Source organism: Labrenzia sp. OB1 (assembly GCF_001624695.1).
Taxonomy (GTDB): Bacteria; Pseudomonadota; Alphaproteobacteria; order Rhizobiales; family Stappiaceae; genus Roseibium.
Genome location: NZ_JSEP01000005.1, coordinates 235,933 through 256,518 on the forward strand (window position 1 = coordinate 235,933; position 20,586 = coordinate 256,518).

The following is a 20,586-nucleotide window of genomic DNA, read 5'->3' on the forward strand; positions in this document are numbered from 1 at the left end:
AGAGCCTTACATGTTTTATCGCGAAGCCGGACAATTCAAGACGAGCTACAAGGCGGATCAGGCGCTGTTCCCGATCCTGCAGGACCGGATCGGCATTGCCGTCATCCTTATCATTGCCTTTGCGGTCATTCCCGCCTTTGCCAATGATTTCTTCCTGACCTCCATCATGATCCCGTTCCTCGTGTTCGCTCTGGCGGCGATCGGGCTGAACATTCTGACGGGCTATTGCGGACAGCTGTCACTGGGGACAGGGGCCTTCATGGGCGTGGGCGCCTATGCGGCCTACAAGCTGACGTCCATCTTTCCGGATGCCAATGTCATCGTCATGGTGCTGGTGTCGGGGGTCTTCTCCGCCGCCATCGGCGCGGTGTTCGGCCTGCCGAGCCTGCGCATCAAGGGGCTTTATCTGGCCGTGACGACGCTGGCGGCGCAGTTCTTCCTGGAATGGTGCTTCATCCGCATTCCGTGGCTCTACAACTACAATGCCTCCGGCGCGATCGAAGTGCCGCGCCGGGAAATGTTCGGCTTTATCGTCACCGGCGCGGAAGCGCTACCGATCACCCGCTATTTCGTGGTGCTGTGCATCACCGCCGGGATTGCTTTTCTGATGGCGAATGTCCTGCGCGGACGGATCGGCCGCTCGTGGATGATGATCCGCGACATGGATATCGCCGCCGAACTGATGGGTGTGCGGCCTCTGCGAACCAAATTGATGGCCTTTGCGGTGTCGTCCTATATCTGCGGTGTCGCAGGCGCCATGATGGTGTTCTTCTGGCTGAACGCGGCGGAACCGTCTTCCTATTCAATCCGATTGTCCTTCCAGATCCTGTTCATGGTGATTCTGGGCGGACTCGGCAGTCTGGGCGGCGCGTTCATGGGGGCGGCGTTCATCTGGATCCTGCCGGTGCTGCTGAAATTCGTTCCCGGTCTGCTGGGCATCGATATCGCTGCGGAAACCGTCGAACACGCCACCTTCATGATTGTCGGTGCGTTGATCATCTTCTTTCTGATTGTCGAGCCGCACGGGTTTGCGCGGCTCTGGCAGATCGCAAAACAAAAGCTCAGGGTCTGGCCGTTCCCTTACTAGGTCAAGGCCTGGGACTGCCAGTCTTTTCGTAACGCCATCCGGACCCTGGACCAGGCCGGTGAGGAATGGCGCAACAGGTCCGGCGGCGTTTATTGATTGCGCCGTATGGGAGGAAAAACATGAAAGACTTCAAGCAACTCGCGATCGGAGCGGCCGTTGCGCTCGGCGTCGGTCTGACCGGTGTCATGGCGCCGGTGGCCCAGGCGCAAGACAGCAACTACGTACCGCTGCTGACCTACCGCACAGGACCCTATGCCGGGTCCGGCATCCATATTGCCAACGGCATGCATGACTATCTGAAAATGCTGAACGAGCGCGATGGCGGCATCGGTGGTGTCAAGCTTGAGCTGGAAGAATGCGAGACCGGCTACAATGCCCAGAAAGGCGTCGAGTGCTATGAGGCCACCAAGGGCAAGGGCGCTCTTGTCTATAACCCGTATTCCACCGGCATCACGCTGCAGCTGATCCCGAAAGCCAGTGTCGACAAGATCCCGGTCCTGTCGATGGGCTACGGCCTCTCGGCCGCCGCGGACGGCAACGTCTTCCCTTGGGTGTTCAACGTTCCGGATACCTACTGGGATGGCGCGTCGGTGGTGATCAAGTATATCGGCGAGCAGGAAGGCGGACTTGAGAACCTCAAGGGCAAGAAGATCGGCTACATCTTCCTGGATGCCGGCTACGGCCGCGAGCCGATCCCGCTTCTGGAGCAGCTTGCCGAGAAATACGGTTTCGAACTGCTGCAATATGCGGTGCCGGGCGCCGAAATGCAGAACCAGTCCTCTCAGTGGCTGAACGTGCGGCGCGACCGTCCGGACTACATGGTCATGTGGGGCTGGGGCGCGATGAACCCGACCGCCATCAAGGAAGCCGTCAAGATCCGCTTCCCGATGGACAAGTTCATCGGTGTCTGGTGGTCAGCGGGCGACGATGACGCGGCAGCAGGCGGCGAAGGCGCCAAGGGCTACAAGGCGATGAACTTTTCCGGTGTCGGCAGCGACTTCCCGGCACTCGCCGACATCCAGAAGCATGTCATCGACGCGGGCCTCTCCTCCACGGACGCGGCTTCCGTTGGTGGAACGCTCTATAACCGGGGCGTCCTGAACTCCGTCATCATCGCGGAGGGCATTCGCACCGCGCAGGAGCTGACCGGCAAGAAGGTCATCACCGGTGAGGACATGCGGATGGGTCTGGAAGCCCTCGATCTCGACGAGGCCCGCCTCGAAGAGCTGGGTCTGAAAGGCTTCGCCCATCCGATGAAGGTGACCTGCGAAGATCATGCCGGCAGCCATCCGGTCTTCATCCAGCAGTGGAACGGCGAGAAGTGGCAACAGGCGTCCGACTGGATCGAGCCGATGACCGACCTTGTCCGTCCGCTGCTTGAGGCCGCCGCGAAGGAGTACGCGGAGAAGAACGCTCCTTGGCCGGCACGCACCGAACCCTGCCCGAACTGATCGGCAGTCTGCTCCGCCGCGCGTGAAACGCGCGCGGCGGAGCCTCTCAGGAGAGCATGGAATGACACTAGCGGATATCGAACAGAACGGACCTGACACGGCGGCGGAAGCGGCCGAAACGATCCTGACGGTCAACAATATCGAGGTCATCTACGATCACGTCATTCTGGTGCTGAAAGGCGTTTCGCTGACGGTTCCCAAGGGCGGTATCGTGGCACTTCTCGGTGCGAATGGCGCGGGCAAGACAACGACCCTCAAGGCGGTATCCAACCTGCTTGGGGCGGAGCGCGGCGAAGTGACCAAGGGAAAGATCGTGTTCGAGGGGGAGGAAGTCCAGGCGCTTTCGCCCAATGACCTGGTCCGCAGGGGGTGTATCCAGGTGATGGAAGGCCGGCACTGTTTCGGGCATTTGTCCATCGAGGAGAACCTGCTCACCGGAGCCTATACACGCAAGGACGGTTACAGCGCGGTGAAGGCCGACCTTGAGATGGTCTACAATTATTTTCCGCGTCTGCGCGAACGCCGGCAAAGCCAGGCCGGTTACACCTCCGGTGGCGAACAGCAGATGTGCGCGATCGGCCGTGCCCTGATGAGCCGTCCGAAGATGATCCTGCTCGACGAACCCAGCATGGGTCTGGCGCCGCAGCTGGTGGAGGAAATCTTCGAGATTGTCCGTCAGCTCAACAAGAACGAAGGCGTTTCCTTCCTGCTGGCCGAACAGAATACCAACGTCGCGCTGAAATACGCCACCTATGGCTACATTCTGGAATCCGGCCGCATTGTTCTGGACGGCGACGCCAAGGCGCTGCGCGAGAACGAGGACGTGAAAGAATTCTATCTGGGCGTGGGCGGCGAAGGCCGCCGGTCGTTCCGAAACGTCAAACATTACAAGCGGCGGAAGCGCTGGCTGGCCTGATCTATCGGGTTCTTACAGGCGGAGACAACCATGAGCGACACTCAGTTCGACGCGCGCGAGCGGCAGGCACCGGCTCAGCGCGAGCAGGCTCTTTTTGCAAGATTGCCTGACCTGCTGGCCCATGCGGTCGCCAATTCTCCGGCCTGGGCGGCGCAGCTGGACGGTCACGAAATCGGCTCCGTGAAGGACCGGGCGGACCTCGCCAAGTTGCCGATCCTGCGCAAATCCGCGCTTCTGGAAAATCAGCGCGCCAACCCGCCTTTCGGTGGCTTTCTGGCGGGCGATCTCTCTCTCGCCGCCAGGGTGTTCATGTCTCCCGGCCCGATCTGGGAACCGCAGGCTCCCGGGCTTGACCCGTGGAACGGCGCGCGCAGTCTTCACGCGGCAGGATTCCGCAAGGGCGATGTGGTCCTGAATGCGTTTTCCTATCACCTCACGCCAGGCGGCTTCATTCTGGATCACGGGGCGATCGCGCTCGGATGCACGGTGTTTCCGGCCGGGACCGGCAACACGGACACATTGGCGGAAGCCGTGGAGATCCTTGGCCCATCGGGGTTCGTCGGAACACCGGATTATCTCAAGGTGCTTCTGGACCGGGGGCGCGAGCAGGGCCGGAACATGTCTTCCATCCGAAAGGCCCTCGTCTCCGGCGGCGCTCTGTTTCCCTCGCTGCGCGCGGAATACGAAGCGCAGGGCATCGCTGTCGGCCAGTGCTATGCCACGGCGGATCTCGGCGTCATCGCCTATGAGAGCGAAGCCCGGGAGGGGATGGTTGTCAACGAGGACTACATCGTTGAAATCGTCCGTCCGGGAACCGGGGAGCCGGTTGCCGAAGGCGAAGTGGGTGAACTTGTCGTGACCAACTTCAACAGTCTTTACCCGCTGATCCGGTTTGCCACGGGAGACCTTTCCAAGATTATTTCGGGCCAGTCGCCCTGCGGGCGCACGAACATGCGGCTTGCCGGCTGGATGGGCCGCGCGGACCAGCGTACCAAGGTCAAGGGCATGTTCGTCGATCCGGCGCAGATTGCGCAGATCGTGTCGGCGCATCCGGAAATCTACAAGGCGCGTCTTGCGGTGAGCCGGCTGGGAGAAATGGACGCAATGACGCTTGCGGTGGAAACCGACGAGACAGGCAACGGCCTTCCCGAACGGATCGCGGCCACACTGCAGGAAGTGACCCGGTTGAAAGGGGAGGTGCAGCTTGTCTCTCCCGGTGGTCTGCCGAACGACGGCAAGGTGATCGCCGACGAACGGGAATACGGCTGACCAACACTCCCCAAGGCGCGTCTCGAAGGATGAGCGGCAGCTTGACTGCTTGCGGTGCTGCCGCTTGCGCTGTCCAATACAAAAGGCTTGTTGTCTGTGATCCGCGTGAATTTTCGGGCGTATGCTCTTTGCCGCATTGGCCTTCGTCCCGGCCTGAACTATGTAAAGCGGCACAGCGTCAAAAAATTCAGGATAATCCCCACCCATGACCGTTCAACCACCTCGCAGCCCGGCACAAGATCCGGCGTCCGATCTGACCGGAGAGTATCGGAATGTCCGTCTGCCTCAGGGCCACCCGGTCGTCAAAAGCGGCAAGGTAGGTGTTCTGCTGGTCAATCTCGGCACACCGGACGGCACAGATTACCGGTCCATGCGCCGCTACCTGCGGGAATTCCTCTCCGACAAGCGTGTTATCGAGTGGCCGCGGGCGATCTGGTATCCGATCCTTTACGGCATCGTGCTGATGACCCGTCCGGGTAAATCCGGCAAGGCCTATGAGGAAATCTGGAACCACGAGAAGAACGAGTCGCCACTGCGTACGATCACACGCAACCAGTCCGACCGCTTGGGCGAAATGCTGGGCGACGATGGCGGCCGTCTGAAGGTCGACTGGGCGATGCGCTACGGTCAGCCCTCCATTCCGGACCGGCTGAAGGCGCTCAAGGAGGAGGGTTGCGACCGTATCCTGGTGTTTCCGCTCTATCCGCAATACGCGGCGGCCACCACGGCGACGGTCAACGACGTGGTGTGCCGGACGCTGCTGGACATGCGCTGGCAACCGGCCATTCGCACCGTGCCGCCCTATCACGACGATCCTGTCTATGTGCGTGCGCTGGCGAAGTCCGTCGAGCGGCATGTGGAGGGCCTGGACTTTACGCCGGACGTGGTCCTGACCTCCTATCACGGTATTCCCCAGTCGTACTTCAAACGCGGCGATCCCTATCACTGCCATTGCATGAAAACCACACGCCTGATGCGCAACGTGCTCGACTGGGACGAAGACAAGCTTCGCGTCACGTTCCAGTCGCGTTTCGGTCCGGAGGAATGGCTGCAGCCCTATACGGACAAGACCGTGGAACAGCTGGCAAAGGACGGGGTAAGGAATATCGCCGTCATGAATCCCGGCTTTGTTGCCGATTGTCTCGAAACGCTTGAGGAAATCGCCGGGGAAGCGGCCGAGATCTTTGAAGAAAACGGCGGCGAGAATTTCAGCCATATCCCGTGCCTCAACGAGAGCGACCTGGGTATGGAAGTGATCGAGCATGTTGTGCGCCGGGAACTTGGCGGCTGGATCTGATCCGAAACCGGGCGTCGTCAGTGCGCGCAATTCACGTGTTGAACGCCTCGAGTGAAACTCCGGAAGGGTCATGATCGTCACACGTTTGTGGCGATCGGTCTTCAGACTCGTGCTGCGATCGCGGCAATTGCCTGGCGATGTTGCCTGTCTCGGGAAATGCGCTGGTACAGCGTCTTGAAAATGCGCATAATGCCTGTTCTATTTTAAGAGCTTATGGGAGTTTTTAATGCCACTCGCGGGATTTGATATTTTCCTGATTGCCCTCCTGGTGCTTGTCGTTCTGGTGTTCTTCGCCGGGGTCAAGACAGTTCCACAAGGCTTCAACTACACGATCGAGCGCTTCGGGAAATACCGGAAGACCCTGATGCCCGGTCTGAATTTCATCATTCCGTTCATCGACAAGGTCGGCCACAAGCTGAACATGATGGAACAGGTGCTGGATGTTCCCTCGCAGGAAGTCATCACCCGCGACAACGCGAGCGTTACGGCTGACGGCGTAACATTCTATCAGGTGCTCGATGCGGCGCGGGCGTCTTACGAGGTTCTGGGACTGCAGAACGCAATCCTGAACCTGACCATGACCAACATTCGATCGGTCATGGGGTCGATGGACCTGGACAGTCTTTTGTCGAACAGGGACGAGATCAACGCTCAGATCCTGCGCGTCGTCGACGCTGCCGCGGAACCCTGGGGCATCAAGATCACCCGTATCGAGATCAAGGATATCAATCCGCCACGCGATCTGGTCGATGCGATGGGACGGCAGATGAAGGCGGAACGCGAGAAGCGTGCCTCCATTCTTGAGGCTGAAGGAAAACGCCAGTCGGAAATTCTCAAGGCGGAAGGTCAAAAGCAGTCGCTGATCCTTGAGGCCGAAGGCCGGCGTGAATCCGCGTTTCGCGACGCGGAAGCCCGTGAGCGTGAGGCAGAGGCGGAAGCCAAGGCCACCCAGATGGTCAGTGCGGCAATCTCGGCCGGGGATATTCAGGCGATCAACTACTTCGTCGCCAACAAATATGTTGAGGCTTTCAAGGAACTTGCCACATCGCGAAACCAGAAAACGCTGATCCTGCCGATGGAGGCAACGTCGCTGCTTGGCGCTCTCTCCGGGATCGGGGAAATCGCCAAGGAAGCTTTCAGCGACGACAGGCGTATTGACAAGAGCGCATCGGGCATTCCCGATACAGGCGGTTCCGACGGAGAAAACGCGTGAGCCTGACGGAAAGCATCATCGCTTATCTGGGCCCCTGGAGCTGGTTTGTTCTGGGGCTCATCCTGCTGGGGCTGGAGATCCTGGCTCCGGGCACGATCTTCCTGTGGTTCGGAGTTTCGGCGCTGGTTGTCGGTGTCGTGGCGCTGGCCTTCGGCTTCGGCTGGCAGGTCCATGTCGGGTTGTTTCTGGTGCTGTCGCTGGTGAGCCTTTTGATCGGCCGGCGTCTGATGGCCCGGCTGTCATCCGAAAAAGGCGATCCGGGACTCAATCAAAGGGGCAGCCGCTACATCGGCCGGGAATTCACGCTCACCAAGCCCTTGAATGAAGGGGCGGGAAACCTCTCCATCGACGATACGATCTGGCGGGTTACCGGTCCGGACCTTCCCGCAGGCACAAAGGTGCGTGTCGATGCGATCGATGGCGCACGGCTGGTCGTCTCTCGAGCCGAGTGACGTTCAAGGCGATGGTGCCGAGCCTGTATCCTATGGGTTGTGACCTACCGGTAAGGGCGGCTCTTCCGATTTCAGGAGAATGCCGATCCGCCGGTTGGCTGCAAGATAGGGATCGTTTGGAAAAAGCGGTTCCGTGTCCGACTTTCCGATAACCGCGTAGAACTGATCTTCCTGAACGCCGTATTCGGACAGGATCTGCCGCGCGATATTCGCGCGTTCGCTTGATAGATCCCAGCCCGTATAACTCGGATCGGCGGTCATCTGGCCGGACGTCGTATGGCCGGAAATTTCGATGCGGTTGGGCATCTGCGCCAGAATCGGAGCCATTTTGGCAATCAGGCGGCGGGTGGTTTCATAGGGATATTTCGACCCTTCCCGGAACATCGAGCGCCCGTCCTGATCGACCAGCATGATGTTCAGCCCTTCATCGGATTCTTCCAGAATGATGTTGCTGGATATCTCCGTGATTTCAGGCATTTCCTGCCAGGCCTGCCGCAAGGATGCCGCCGCCGTCGCAAATTGCCGGGGTTTTTCGATCTCGGCTTCCAGCGTGTCGTGGGTATTTGCTTCCGGGCCCTGCGCCTCCCGTTTTTCGTGGCGCTCCTGGGCGAAATCGGAATCCAGTTCCTGATCGACCTGACTGACATCCTTCATGTAGTCGCGGATCGGTATGCCCTCGACTTCGATGATGCCGGTTTTACGGGCGGTATCCTTCACCCCGAAGGCCTCGCGCATGGACCCTGCGACGACCTGAAGCTTTTCCTTGTCCTGGATGGAGAAGGAAATAATCAGAACGAAGAAACACACAAGCAGCGACATCAGGTCGGCGAATGTCACCAGCCAGTCAGGCGCGCCGCCTCCACCTTGTGGTTTTTTCCTCGCCATTGCCTAGAGTCCTTGCTGTTTCATGCCAGCGGTTTTGAATAAATCTCTGTCAATTGCAGTCGGCATCAAGCCGCTTCCGCCAGTTCCGCGCGGATTTTTTCCGGAAGATAGGCCACGAGCATTTCCTTGATGAGCGCCGGGCTCTTGGATTCGCGGATCTGGCATACGCCGTCGATGATCAGGGTCTGATTGAGTTCATCGACATCGAACTTCGCATCCAGCTTGTCCACCAGCGGCAGACAGATGATGTTCGAAATGAGCGCTCCATAGAGCGTGGTCAGAAGCGCGATGGCCATGGACGGGCCGATGGCGGCCGGGTCGTCCATATTCGCAAGCATCTGCACAAGACCGACCAGCGTGCCGATCATGCCGAATGCCGGTGCGGAATCTCCCAGCGCCTTGAAGACGCGCTTGCCTTCGGCGAGCCGCGAGAGCTGAAGGTCGCGCTCGCGCTCCATGGACTCCTTGATGAACTCAAGTTCGTAACCGTCGGCGATGTACTGAACGCCCTTTGCCAGGACCGGATCGGATACATCGACATTTTCCAGCCCCAGAGGGCCGGACTTGCGAACGATCTCGCCAAGATTGGTGATTTCCGAAATCAGGTCGCGAGGTTTTGCTCCGGCGCCGGCGAGGGCAACCTTGAAACCGGTCACGAAAGCGGTGGCTATGTCCGAGAGCTGAAACCTGATGAGCGTTGCCGCGAGGCCGCCGCCAATCACGATCAATATCGAAGGAACATCGACGAATTGCCCGAAACTGCCGCCAATGAAAATTGCGGTAATGACGATGCCGAAGGCACCAACAATTCCAATTAGGGTCGCCAGATCCATTCTGTACACACACCAAGGTCTGTGGCTCTAAGGCCTTTGAAACTTGGACGCAGTGTAAGAGGCCTATGGCTAATCAAATCCTAATGCGGCACGCATTCTGACGCCGGAAAGTAACTTTTTCCGGACGTGATGGCATTTTTACGGAGAAAATACCGCCGTCGGGGAGAGAGATCAGGCGGCCCCGATCCGCAGCAGGTCGTGCAAATGGACAATGCCGACCGGACGACCGTCCGAAACGACGAACACAGACGTGATCGCCAGACTGTTCACCAGTTCCAGGATGGTGGCGGACAGCGTGGTTGGCGACACGGATTTCGGAGCCTGGGTCATGATTTCACCGGCAGTCTTTTCCAGAAGATTGGAAGAGACGTGGCGGCGCAAGTCACCGTCGGTGATGACGCCGATGAGCTGTTTCAATTCGTCCGTGACACCCAGGACACCAAATCCCTTCTGGGTCATGAGAACGATGCCTTCGCTCATCGGGGCGGAGGCGGACACCAGGGGCATCCGGTCGCCGGAATGCATGATGTCCTTGGCGGTTTTCAGGCTCGCACCGAGCTTGCCGCCCGGATGGAAGACGCGGAAATCCTGTGCCGTGAAGCCGCGGCCTTCCAGAAGCGCCACCGCGAGCGCATCGCCGATCGCGAGCTGTATGAGCGCCGATGTCGTCGGGGCAAGCCCGTGCGGGCAGGCTTCGGCCACGCTCGGCAGTTTCAGGACCAGATCGGCCGAACGGCCCAGGGTGCTGTCCTGGCGCGACGTGATGGCGACCAGCGGAACCTTGAAGCGCCTCGTATAGCTGACGATGCTTGCAAGCTCCTGGGTTTCCCCGGACCAGGAAAGCGCAAGGACGACGTCACTTTCCGTGATCATGCCCAGATCGCCGTGGCTCGCCTCGCTTGCATGCACAAAAAAAGCGGGCGTCCCGGTGGACGCCAGGCTGGCGGCAAGCTTGACGCCGATATGTCCGCTCTTGCCCACGCCTGTCAGAATGACGCGGCCCTTGCTGTTGCGAATGAGATCGAATGTCTGCTGAAACGGCCCGGCAAGACCGTTTTTCAATGCGGCACGCACCGCACTCAACCCGGCGATTTCCGTTTCCAGCGTGCGCTCGGCGGAAACCAGGCAGAGCGATGTCATGTCCACGTCATCGATAGGGTCGAGCAAAGGATTTGTCATAATATGCGATCTTTTTATTCCTGTTACCTTAGCTCTAGGCTACTCCCTGCTCGGGATCAAGAAGCTGTCAGTTTCTAAATGGATTTAAACGATATAGTTCTTTCCGCATCCACATTGCGAAAAAGAAACGAAGGATTAACCATCCTTCTTCAGTTTGAACCTGATCCTGAAACCCACCGGTTCTGACTGTTCATGCGCGTTATCCTGCTCCTTATACTCTGTTCAGCCTTCCTGCAGGCCATGCCGGCGGCTGCTCAGACGGCCGTGTCGGACCTGAGGGGCGCGGGCGATCCGGAAGATCCGCTGGCCGCGGACGATGCAGAAGCTGCGGTGGCGCAGAGCCAGACGCGTAATCCCACGCAAGCCGATATCTATCCGCTTAGGAGAACGATCAACAGCGCCGAGGCGGAAACAGGTTCGAGTGGACTTGGAACAAACGGACGGGTTCAATCCGTCAGGCCCTTTTCCGATCGCCTTGCCGCGGTCGACCGGGCCGTTCCCCTTTCGGAAACTCTGGTCGATGCGACTGTCTTCGACGGCGATACGTCCTTCGACGCGGCGGATGGTATACGTCTGGGCTCGTTCACCCTGACGCCGCAGCTGACGGTGTCCTCGGGCTGGACGGACAATACCTCCGGGTCGGCGAACGGAACGTCCGGCGGGTTGTACAATCTGTCACCGGATGTTTCGTTGACGTCCGGCTGGTCCCGGCATCAGCTCGACATGTCCTTTCGCGGTTCCTTCACTGGTTACCCGGAGTCGCCTGACGACAATGACACCTCTGTCGCGGCAGTGGCCAATCTGCGCCTCGATGTCAGCGAAGCGACGCAAATGAACGGCGGGCTGGGTTATACCTATTCCAGGGAAGAGGACAGCAGCGCGGAATCTTCCTCCGGCACGGATCATGTCCAGACGATCTCGGCCAGCCTTGGCGCCACGAGAGCCATCGGCCTGGTCGCGGCAACCGCCTCTTTCGACGCTGATCGCAATACCTACACAACCGATGGCGGCAGCTCGGAAAGCGGACGCGACAACACGCTCTATTCGGCAAATCTGCGGCTGGACGGCAATACCGGGAGTGTTCTGTCGCCCTTCGTCGAAGGCTCGCTGCTTTTGCGGCGCTACGACCAGAGCTGCAGCGACAGCCTGTGCGAGAAGCGCGACGCCAACGGCTATCAGTTGCGAGGCGGCCTGACCGTGGCCTCAGGCCCGAAAATCACCGGCGAACTGGGAGCCGGCTGGCGGATCGAGGACATAGAGGACAGCAGGCTGGATAACCTGTCCGGCCTCGTGGTGGACGCCTCGTTGGTCTGGTCGCCGAGCCGCCTGACGACCGTCACGGCGGGTGCGGGAACCAGCTTCGAGGCAACCGATATCGACGGGTCGAGCGGCTCGATTATCTATTCCGGCGATGTCCGCCTCGCCCATGCCTTCAGCGATCGTTTCGTCGCGGAGACCGGCTTCGGTTACAGCTACCGAACCTATGAGGGCGTTTCGATCGAGGAAAACACCCTGAGCGGCTTCGGCGGACTGACGTTCGCCCTGACCCGCAACGTGGCGTTGACCGCCAATTACACCCACAGCCGATTTGACAGTTCCCAGTCGGACAGCGACTATTCGGAAAATGCGGTTGAAGCCGGCTTGAGATTCCGGCATTAACTCTACGGTAACCTAAACAAGACCAATTATGGTGCGGGGGCAGAAGCGAATACGGAACGGGCTGAAGGAGGCCCTTATGCGGACACCTATGCGTCATTTAGCAAACGTAAATTTCTCTGCGCCCTTGGATGCTCTTCTGAAAACGGTCTTGCCGCGTTCTCTTTGCATGGCAGCCCTTGCAGCCGGTCTGATCGTCTGGGCTCTGCCGGCGCAGGCCGACGCGGGCTTCAAGCGGTTCGTTTCCGGGTTCTGGCCGACGGCGAAGGCGGCCGGAATTTCCTCCCAGACTTATAACGCCGTCTTCTCAGGCATGCAGCCGGACGACGACACGCTGCGTCTGATGAGCAAGCAATCGGAATTCGTCAAACCGATCTGGGACTATCTCGACAGCGCGGTGTCGCAAGACCGGGTCGAGAAGGGCCGCAAGCTGCTGAACGAGTACGGGCCTGTCCTGAAGCAGATCGAGGCCCGTTACGGGGTCGACCGCGAGGCGGTGCTGGCGATCTGGGGCATGGAAACCAATTACGGCGGCTTCATGGGCCGGCACAATGTGGTGCAGGCGCTGGCGACGCTGGCTTATGCCGCGCCGCGCCGCAAGAGCTTCTGGAAAAAGGAGCTGGTCACCGCCCTTGGCATCGTTCAGGCCGGGCATGTCCGCTTTAAGGATATGGAGGGCTCATGGGCCGGAGCCATGGGACATACGCAATTCATGCCTTCCAGCTGGAAGGCCTATGCGGCCGATTATGACGGCGACGGCCGCCGGGATATCTGGACCTCCATTCCCGACGCGCTGGCCTCCACGGCGGCCTATCTGCGCAAGCACGGCTGGCAGACAGGCAAAACCTGGGGCTACGAAGTCAAGTTGCCGGCCGGTTTCGACTATCACAAGGCCGACGGCGACAAGACGCTGACGCTGGCCGAATGGAGCCGCTACGGCATCAGCCGTTCGAACGGCAAGAATTTTCCGCGGCCTTCGGACAACGCCATTCTGGTGCTGCCCGCCGGAGCCAACGGACCTGCGTTTCTGATGCTGCGTAATTTCTATGTGATCAAGCGTTACAACAACGCGACAGCCTACGCTCTTGGGGTCGGCCTTCTGGCGGATCGGATCATCGGTGGCGGCACGCTGGAAGGCGACTGGTCCCGGGAACATATGCCGCTCAACCGGTCCGAGACGGCGGAACTCCAGGCGCTGCTCAACCGCCGCGGATTTTCCGTCGGGACCGCCGACGGCAAGATCGGACCGGCGACCCGGCGGGGCATCCGCGCCTATCAGAGCTCCAGAGGACTGGTTCCGGACGGTTATGCCTCGGTGGTTCTGCTGGCGCATCTGAAGATGGACGGGTAAAGTCAACCCGAGACCCATTTCCATCTGGAGCCCGGTGTGACCATCCGAACCTGGAAAAACAGAGGCAGCCAGGCAACAAGGTTGATTGCAGGGCTGGCTGTTGCTTTTTCACTCGTTGTCTTCAGCGGCGAGCTTCCTGCTGCTCTGGCGCAGGATGCGCCGGGCAGGGAAATTATTGTCGCGCAGAACGGGGTGTTCGGCGGGTTCAATCCCTTCGCGCCTCTGCAGCGGCTCTTCGGCGGCGGTCGGGAGCGCAAACCCGCACAGAAGCAGCCTTCCAGCACGCGCAAACGGCAGGTGGCCCGCCCTGCCGGAACGCCGCCCAAATTCGAAGTCATGCCGAAGGATCCGGATGCGGGGCTGATCCTGGTGGTCGGCGACCGTATGGCGCGCGGGGTTGCCGACGGTCTCAGGTACACGCTGGCGGACAAACCGCAGATCCGCATTGAAGCGGTTACGGAAGACAAGGCCGGTTTTGCCGGGGATACCGCGCCCGACTGGGCGTCCCAGGTGCTGTCCAGGATACGCGGAGCGGACGTGAAGGCCGTGGTCGTGATGATCGGCCAGCAGGATATAGGCAAATCCTTTCCCGGCGAGCCGCCGGTGGAATTCATGACCGCCGAGTGGCTGGACATCTACCGCAAAAAGATCGACGCGCTAATCCGTGTGGTCCGACAGGAGAGAAAGCCGATTGTCTGGGCCGGTTTGCCGCCCACCAACCAGGAACTCCTCAACGGCGATTTCACCCAGCTCAATTCGATTTTCCAGAGCGCGGCGGAAGACCGGCGTGTCCGCTATGTCGACATCTGGGACATTTTTCTGGCCGATGACGGTAGCTATTCCTCCTATGGACCGGATGTCGACGGCAAGAACGCCAAACTGCGGGCGAATAACAGGATCGATTTCACCTGGGCCGGGTACCGAAAGGTGGCGTTTTTCGTCGAACGGGAGTTGTCGCGCCTTCTGGGCGGCTACGGCGGCCTGGCCTTTGAAGGGGTCGAGGACGATCCGAACTTCATCGTTCTGACCGGCCGCACGACCTCGCCCGAAACCCTGCTCCTCGGCGGCGAAGAAGACGCGCAAATGGATCGAGACAGCGCGGCCTACGGCCTCTTCGTCATCGGCAAACCGCTCCCCCCGGTCCCCGGCCGCGTCGACGATCCGCGCATGCCGGTGGAGGGAGCTTCGGCGCTCGGGGACGCTGTGCCGAGCGGGTCGTAGAAGCGTGACCTTCGACCGTCACTCCATCCGACATGCCCAACACTCCACGCCGTCCCGGACTTGATCCGGGACCAAATCAGCCTGCTGAGGGCCGATTTTAACAAGAGATCCGGCTTGAAGGGCTTTCGGTAAAAAGGGCCGGGGCCGCTGCTTGCGAACAGCGAGACTGCGTCCTCAAGTCAGCCGTTCGGGGCTCCGCGATGTGATCGCGGTCAGTCCGGTTTTTGGCTATGTCCGACCACCTTTGTGCGGGCATGGCGCTGATCCGGTCAACGCGCTATCCTGACCGCGGGCAACCGTGGGAGGACGGGATGCGTGATCTTGAACATGTCGATGAAATCGACCGTGTGCTGCGCGGGGTGGAAACCGGGCGCGACAGCCTGGTTACGGAGAGCTGGAGGCGTTGCGTTCAGAGCTATGGCATGGATCCCTCGCGGCCGGACCCCGCCCATGTCGTTACCGAGTCCGAGCTGCGCGCGCATCGCGAGCAGTCGGAACGGCTCATCGCCACGGCCCGCTCGGGCCTCCAGACACTTTTCCAACAGGTTGCGGGACAAAACTACGTGTTGCTTCTCGCCGATGCAAAGGGCGTTTGCGTCGATTTCTTCGGCGATCCGCGTTTCGAGGATCAGTTGCGCCAGGCCGGGCTCTATCTTGGCTCGAACTGGACCGAGGACCTGGCCGGCACCTGCGGTGTCGGGTCCTGCATCGTCACCGGGAAAGCTGTCACCATCCATCAGAGTGATCACTTCGGGCTCGCGCATATACCGCTGTCCTGCACTGCTGCCCCAATATTCGACACCAAGGGCGAGTTTTCCGCGGTGCTCGATATTTCGCTCTTGCGCTCGCCTTCGCCGAAATCCTCGCAGTCCCTCGCCATGGGGTTGGTGACCGCCTCGGCGCGGCGGGTCGAGATGGCCAACTTGATGGCGACGACCCGGCGGGAATGGGTGCTTCGCTTCTCGACCAGCCCCGAGTTCCTGGAGGTCGATCCCGAAGCCGCGGTGGCGCTCGACGGGTCTGGCCGGATCATCGGTATGACATCGGGGGCGCGCAGGGCGCTGGATCCCGGGATGGGCGGCAGCCTGATCGGCTCGCGGATCGACGATTGGCTGGAATTGTCGATGGATAACCTTCCGGACCTCATGCGTGGACGCCCCACCGAAGAGCGGGTGTTGCGGCTGAAGGACGGGCGCTGCCTGTTCGGCCATGCCATAGCCCCACAGACACCGACGACGATCTCCGCGCTCAGGCAGCGCGAAACGGCCCTGCCTGGAGCACTGGGCAGCTTCGCCGGGACTGATCCGGCGTTGCGGCGTCTTCTGGCGCAGGCGGCGCGCCTGGCGCCGACGGAGGTGCCGCTGCTGATCATCGGCGAGACCGGCACCGGGAAGGAAAGACTGGCCCGCGCCATCCATGTGGCCGGCCCCAGGGATCGCGGCTTTCACGCCGTTCGCTGCACCGGGCCGGGCACGATCGAACTGCTTGCGGATGCGAAGCCCGGCACGTTGTTTCTGCGCGGAATCGAAGACATGCCGCCGGGTGGGCAATCCGCCCTGCTGACGCTGCTCGACCGGCGGACCGATCTTCGCATTGTGGCGTCCTGCCGCTGTACCGCCTTTGAACTGTCGGACATTCTCCGCGACGACTTGTTCCATCGCGTCGCGGGCGCCACCTTGGCATTGCCGCCGCTGCGCCATCGGGCCGACCTGGACTGGCTCATCGACCGTCTGCTTCGCTGGCGCTGCACTGCAAATATACGCCTGTCCCCCGCAGCCCGGGCCGAACTGAAATCGCGCATCTGGCCCGGGAATATCCGGGAACTGGAGCAGGTTCTGGACGTCGCCGTTGCCATGTCCGAAGGATTGGTCATCGACTTGCCGGACCTGCCCGCCGCGCCGAAGCAGGTTGAGCCTGAAGCGGATGGTATCGACGATCTTGAAGCGTTGCTGGCGGCCTGCGGCTGGAATATGGCGCAGGCGGCGCGGCGGCTGGGCGTGAACCGTTCGACCATGCTGCGGCGCCTCCGCAAGGCAGGCCTTACGCCACCGACCTGATGCAACATTGCCGTTGCGCGCCGTTGCACGCGCAACGGCCACGCGGGGAGCGTCCCTATTTGCCCTGCGTCGGGACCGGATACCGTTGCCTGCCGGCGCTTTCCCTTGATAGGCGTGGGACCGGAGGACTGACTTCAAAAACGAAAAGGGAGGAATACATGCTCGATACGACCGTTGCCGGCCGGACCCAGGCTTTTCTGGATGGTTTCGACGCCGCGCTGACTCAAAACGACATTGCCAAAGCGCGGGACATGTTCCTGGACGAATGCTATTGGCGCGATCTTGTTACGTTCACCTGGAACGTCAAGACGGTTGAGGGCAAGGACCAGGTCGAGGACATGCTGAAGCACCAACTGGCCACGACCAAGCCCAGAAACTGGCAACTGGCCGAGAGCGAGACCCCCACCGAGGACGATGGTGTCACCACCGCCTGGATCCAGTTCGAGACCGAAACGGCGCGGGGCTATGGTCTCATGCGGTTGAAGGACCGCAAGATCTGGACGTTGCTGACCACGATGGTCGAGTTGAAGGGGCACGAGGAACCGGCGGGTTTCATGCGCCCGCTCGGAGCCAAGCACGGCGCCGGGAAGAATCGCGAGACCTGGAAGGAAGAACGTGAACGCGAGGCTGCCGAGCTCGGTTACAAAACCCAGCCTTACTGCGTGATCATTGGTGGCGGTCAGGGCGGCATCGCGCTCGGCGCCCGCTTGCGACAGCTGGGCGTGCCGACAATCATCGTCGAGCGCAACGACCGGCCCGGCGACAGTTGGCGCAAGCGCTACAAGTCGCTCTGCCTGCATGACCCGGTCTGGTACGACCATTTGCCCTATATCAAGTTCCCCGAGACCTGGCCGGTATTCGCCCCGAAGGACAAGATCGGCGACTGGCTGGAAATGTACACCAAGGTGATGGAGCTGAACTACTGGAGCCGCACAACCGCCAAGTCCGCCAGCTTCGACGAGAAAACGGGGGAATGGACTGTCGTGGTGGATCGCGACGGCGAAGAGGTCGTGTTGCGTCCAAAGCAGCTTGTCATGGCGACCGGCATGTCCGGCAAGAAGCGGATGCCTGCTTTCCCCGGCATGGACAGGTTCAAGGGCGTGCAGCAGCATTCGTCGGAACACGACGGGCCGGACAAGTGGAGCGGCAAAAAGGTGGTCGTCATCGGCTCCAACAATTCGGCCCATGACATCTGCGCCGCACTCTGGGAACACGACGCGGACGTGACCATGGTGCAGCGGTCTTCCACACACATCGTACGGTCGGACACGCTGATGGAGATCGGACTGGGTGCGCTCTACTCCGAGGAAGCTGTCCGTAACGGTATGACGACCGAAAAGGCCGATCTGATCTTCGCCTCGCTGCCCTATCGGATCCTGCACGAGTTCCAGATACCGGCCTATGCGCAGATGAAGGAACGCGATGCTGCGTTCTACGAGGGCTTGGAAAAGGCTGGTTTCTGGCTCGACTGGGGGGACGACGAGTCCGGCCTGTTCATGAAATACCTGCGCCGCGGCTCGGGCTATTACATCGACGTGGGCGCGAGCCAGCTCATCATCGACGGCGAGATCAAGCTCAAGCGTGGCCAAGTCGTATCGCTTGACGAGACCGGCGTCGCTCTTGACGACGGCAGTCATCTCGAGGCCGATCTCATCGTTTACGCCACCGGCTACAACTCGATGAACGGCTGGGTGGCGGACCTTATGGGGCAGGAGACGGCGGATGCCCTTGGCAAATGCTGGGGCCTTGGCTCAGATACCACCAAGGATCCGGGACCCTGGGAAGGCGAACAGCGCAACATGTGGAAGCCGACGCAGGTGCCAAACCTGTGGATGCATGGTGGCAACCTGCACCAGTCGCGCCACTACTCGCAGTTCCTGTCGCTGCAGATCAAGGCACGGATGGAGGGTATCCCGACACCTGTCTACGGGTTGGAGGACGTCCACCACCTGAGTTGACAAAGCGCATTGATGAGATCTGTCTTTTGAGGTCGGGCACGCACTTTCGTTGCCTTCGGTGAACCGGCGTGCCCGACCAATCGTTGCCGCAGTGCTTTGGTGCCATCGCGTATCGGGTCGAATGATTGTTCATTCGACCCGCCTGAGCCAAACGCCATATCGCTCATGTACCGGACAGGTTCGAGCGCTTCCCAATCGTACGGTCGTTTTGGGTTCGCCCACACCAGCTCCCAGGCCCCGGTGGGAGGCCGGGGCGGCGGGGAAAACGTGAGACGCGAAAAACTCTAGCGCGGCAGGTCGGTGGAACCGGTCAGGAATTCATCGACGGAGCGGGCCGCCTGGCGGCCTTCGCGGATGGCCCATACGACGAGGGACTGGCCCTTGCGCACGTCGCCGGCGGCGAAAACCTTGTCGAGGCTGGTCCTGTAGGTTTCCGTATCGGCCTTCACGTTGGTGCGCCCGTCGAGTTCGAGCATGTCACCAACCTGGGCGATGTAGGTTTCCAGCAGCGGTCCGGAAAAGCCGATGGCGGCGAGGACCAGATCGGCGCGCAGGATGAATTCCGTGCCCTCGATCGGGCGGCGCTTTTCATCGACGCGGGCGCATTTCACGCCGGTCACCTTGCCGTCTTCGCCGACAAGGGCGAGGGTGGCTGCGGAAAACTCGCGCTCCGCACCTTCTGCCTGCGAGGACGAGGTACGGAATTTGGTCGGCCAATAGGGCCAGACGGCGAGCTTGTCTTCCTTGAGCGGCGGGATGGAGCGGATGTCGAGCTGGGTGACGGACAGCGCGCCCTGACGAAAGGCCGTTCCGACGCAGTCGGAGGCGGTGTCGCCGCCGCCGATGACGACGACATGTTTGCCGCCCGCCCAGATCGGTGCCTCGTCGCCTTCCGGTTCGCCGCCGACACGGCGGTTCTGCTGGACCAGATAGGGCATGGCCCAGTGGCAACCTTCCAGTTCCATGCCGCCGACACCCGGATCGCGCGGGCGCTCGGCGCCGGCGCACAGGATGACCGCGTCATGACGCTCGGCGAGTTCTTCCAGGCTGACGGTCACGCCGACGTTGACGCCGTAGTGGAAGCTGACGCCTTCGGCTTCCATCTGGCCGACGCGGCGGTCGATATAGTGCTTTTCCATCTTGAAATCGGGAATGCCGTAGCGCAGCAGACCACCGGCTTTCGGTTCACGCTCGTAGACGTGCACGGTATGTCCGGCGCGCGCCAACTGCTGGGCCGCGGCCATGCCGGCCGGGCCGGAGCCGACGATGGCAACGGTCATGCCGGTCTTGGTGGCGGAAGGTTCGGGAACGATCCAGCCTTCTTCCCAGCCCCTGTCGGCGATGGCCTGCTCGACGCTTTTGATGTTGACCGGAACATCTTCCAGATTGAGCGTGCAGGCTTCCTCGCACGGCGCCGGACAGATCCGGCCGGTGAATTCGGGAAAATTGTTGGTCGAATGCAGGTTGCGCAGGGCGATATCCCAGTCACCCTGATAGACGAGATCGTTCCAGTCCGGGATCTGATTGTTGACCGGACATCCGTCGGGACCGTGACAGAACGGGATGCCGCAGTCCATGCAGCGTGCTGCCTGGTTGACGACTTCCTGCTCATTCAGCGGAATGGTGAATTCGCGGAAATGGCGGATACGGTCAGACGCAGGCTGATACTTCTGCTCCTGCCTGTCGATTTCCAAAAAACCGGTTACCTTCCCCAAGGCGACCTCCTCAATCTGTGTGCGTCCTCAAGTGGCTGCAATCGGC

At 60.9% G+C, this 20,586-nt stretch carries 16 protein-coding genes; 12 read left to right on the forward strand and 4 right to left on the reverse strand.

The annotated features are described in order from the left end of the window. Window positions 1-10 precede the first annotated feature (10 nt). The 7 genes from OA90_RS09125 to OA90_RS09155 all read left to right on the forward strand — a co-directional run bounded on the left by OA90_RS09125 (window position 11) and on the right by OA90_RS09155 (window position 7,685). The gene (locus tag OA90_RS09125; RefSeq protein ID WP_068409638.1) at window positions 11-1,087 is read left to right on the forward strand and encodes a branched-chain amino acid ABC transporter permease; all 1,077 of its coding nucleotides are present in this window, start codon (window positions 11-13) and stop codon (window positions 1,085-1,087) included. A gap of 119 nt (window positions 1,088-1,206) precedes the next feature. Beyond that, window positions 1,207-2,538, forward strand: a complete 1,332-nt coding sequence (locus OA90_RS09130; protein ID WP_068409640.1) for an ABC transporter substrate-binding protein — start codon at window positions 1,207-1,209, stop codon at window positions 2,536-2,538. A 61-nt stretch (window positions 2,539-2,599) separates the two neighbouring features. Continuing rightward, the gene (locus OA90_RS09135) at window positions 2,600-3,454 is read left to right on the forward strand and encodes an ABC transporter ATP-binding protein (protein ID WP_068409642.1); all 855 of its coding nucleotides are present in this window, start codon (window positions 2,600-2,602) and stop codon (window positions 3,452-3,454) included. 30 nt (window positions 3,455-3,484) lie between these two features. Next, window positions 3,485-4,723 carry an AMP-binding protein gene (locus OA90_RS09140; protein ID WP_068409644.1) on the forward strand — a complete coding sequence of 413 codons (1,239 nt, stop codon included), beginning with the start codon at window positions 3,485-3,487 and terminating at the stop codon, window positions 4,721-4,723. Between the two features lie 205 nt (window positions 4,724-4,928). Beyond that, a complete protein-coding gene (hemH, locus tag OA90_RS09145; protein WP_068409645.1) occupies window positions 4,929-6,020 on the forward strand; it encodes a ferrochelatase in 1,092 nt (363 codons plus the stop codon). Window positions 6,021-6,246: 226 nt separating this feature from the next. Then, a complete protein-coding gene (locus OA90_RS09150; protein WP_068409647.1) occupies window positions 6,247-7,233 on the forward strand; it encodes an SPFH domain-containing protein in 987 nt (328 codons plus the stop codon). Further along, complete coding sequence (locus OA90_RS09155) at window positions 7,230-7,685, forward strand: NfeD family protein (RefSeq protein ID WP_082836929.1); 456 nt, start codon at window positions 7,230-7,232, stop codon at window positions 7,683-7,685. The genes OA90_RS09150 and OA90_RS09155 overlap by 4 nt, the downstream gene beginning before the upstream one ends. 30 nt (window positions 7,686-7,715) lie before the next feature. Here the strand turns inward: OA90_RS09155 and OA90_RS09160 are convergent, their stop codons facing one another. From OA90_RS09160 to OA90_RS09170, 3 genes are all read right to left on the reverse strand, one after another. Further along, window positions 7,716-8,570: a flagellar motor protein MotB gene (locus OA90_RS09160; protein WP_068409648.1), complete on the reverse strand. Its 855-nt coding sequence runs from the start codon at window positions 8,568-8,570 to the stop codon at window positions 7,716-7,718. Between the two features lie 65 nt (window positions 8,571-8,635). After that, window positions 8,636-9,403 (reverse strand): MotA/TolQ/ExbB proton channel family protein, encoded by a 768-nt coding sequence (locus tag OA90_RS09165; protein ID WP_068409650.1) that lies wholly within the window; start codon window positions 9,401-9,403, stop codon window positions 8,636-8,638. Between the two features lie 171 nt (window positions 9,404-9,574). Further along, window positions 9,575-10,582, reverse strand: a complete 1,008-nt coding sequence (locus tag OA90_RS09170; protein ID WP_068409652.1) for a KpsF/GutQ family sugar-phosphate isomerase — start codon at window positions 10,580-10,582, stop codon at window positions 9,575-9,577. 192 nt (window positions 10,583-10,774) lie between these two features. Here OA90_RS09170 and OA90_RS09175 point away from each other — a divergent pair, with 192 nt between their 5' ends. From OA90_RS09175 to OA90_RS09195, 5 genes are all read left to right on the forward strand, one after another. Next, entirely contained in the window at window positions 10,775-12,241 is a 1,467-nt protein-coding gene (locus OA90_RS09175; RefSeq protein ID WP_068409654.1) for an outer membrane beta-barrel protein, read from the forward strand. Between the two features lie 166 nt (window positions 12,242-12,407). Then, the gene (locus OA90_RS09180; protein WP_068409657.1) at window positions 12,408-13,589 is read left to right on the forward strand and encodes a lytic murein transglycosylase; all 1,182 of its coding nucleotides are present in this window, start codon (window positions 12,408-12,410) and stop codon (window positions 13,587-13,589) included. A gap of 36 nt (window positions 13,590-13,625) precedes the next feature. Then, window positions 13,626-14,810: a DUF459 domain-containing protein gene (locus OA90_RS09185; protein ID WP_068409659.1), complete on the forward strand. Its 1,185-nt coding sequence runs from the start codon at window positions 13,626-13,628 to the stop codon at window positions 14,808-14,810. A 311-nt stretch (window positions 14,811-15,121) separates the two neighbouring features. Next, window positions 15,122-16,867, forward strand: coding sequence for a sigma-54-dependent Fis family transcriptional regulator (locus OA90_RS09190; protein ID WP_068409662.1), 1,746 nt, complete (start codon window positions 15,122-15,124; stop codon window positions 16,865-16,867). A gap of 158 nt (window positions 16,868-17,025) precedes the next feature. Further along, window positions 17,026-18,825 (forward strand): NAD(P)/FAD-dependent oxidoreductase, encoded by a 1,800-nt coding sequence (locus OA90_RS09195; protein WP_068409664.1) that lies wholly within the window; start codon window positions 17,026-17,028, stop codon window positions 18,823-18,825. Between the two features lie 284 nt (window positions 18,826-19,109). Here the strand turns inward: OA90_RS09195 and OA90_RS09200 are convergent, their stop codons facing one another. Further along, entirely contained in the window at window positions 19,110-20,540 is a 1,431-nt protein-coding gene (locus OA90_RS09200; protein ID WP_068409665.1) for a glutamate synthase subunit beta, read from the reverse strand. Window positions 20,541-20,586: the final 46 nt, after the last annotated feature.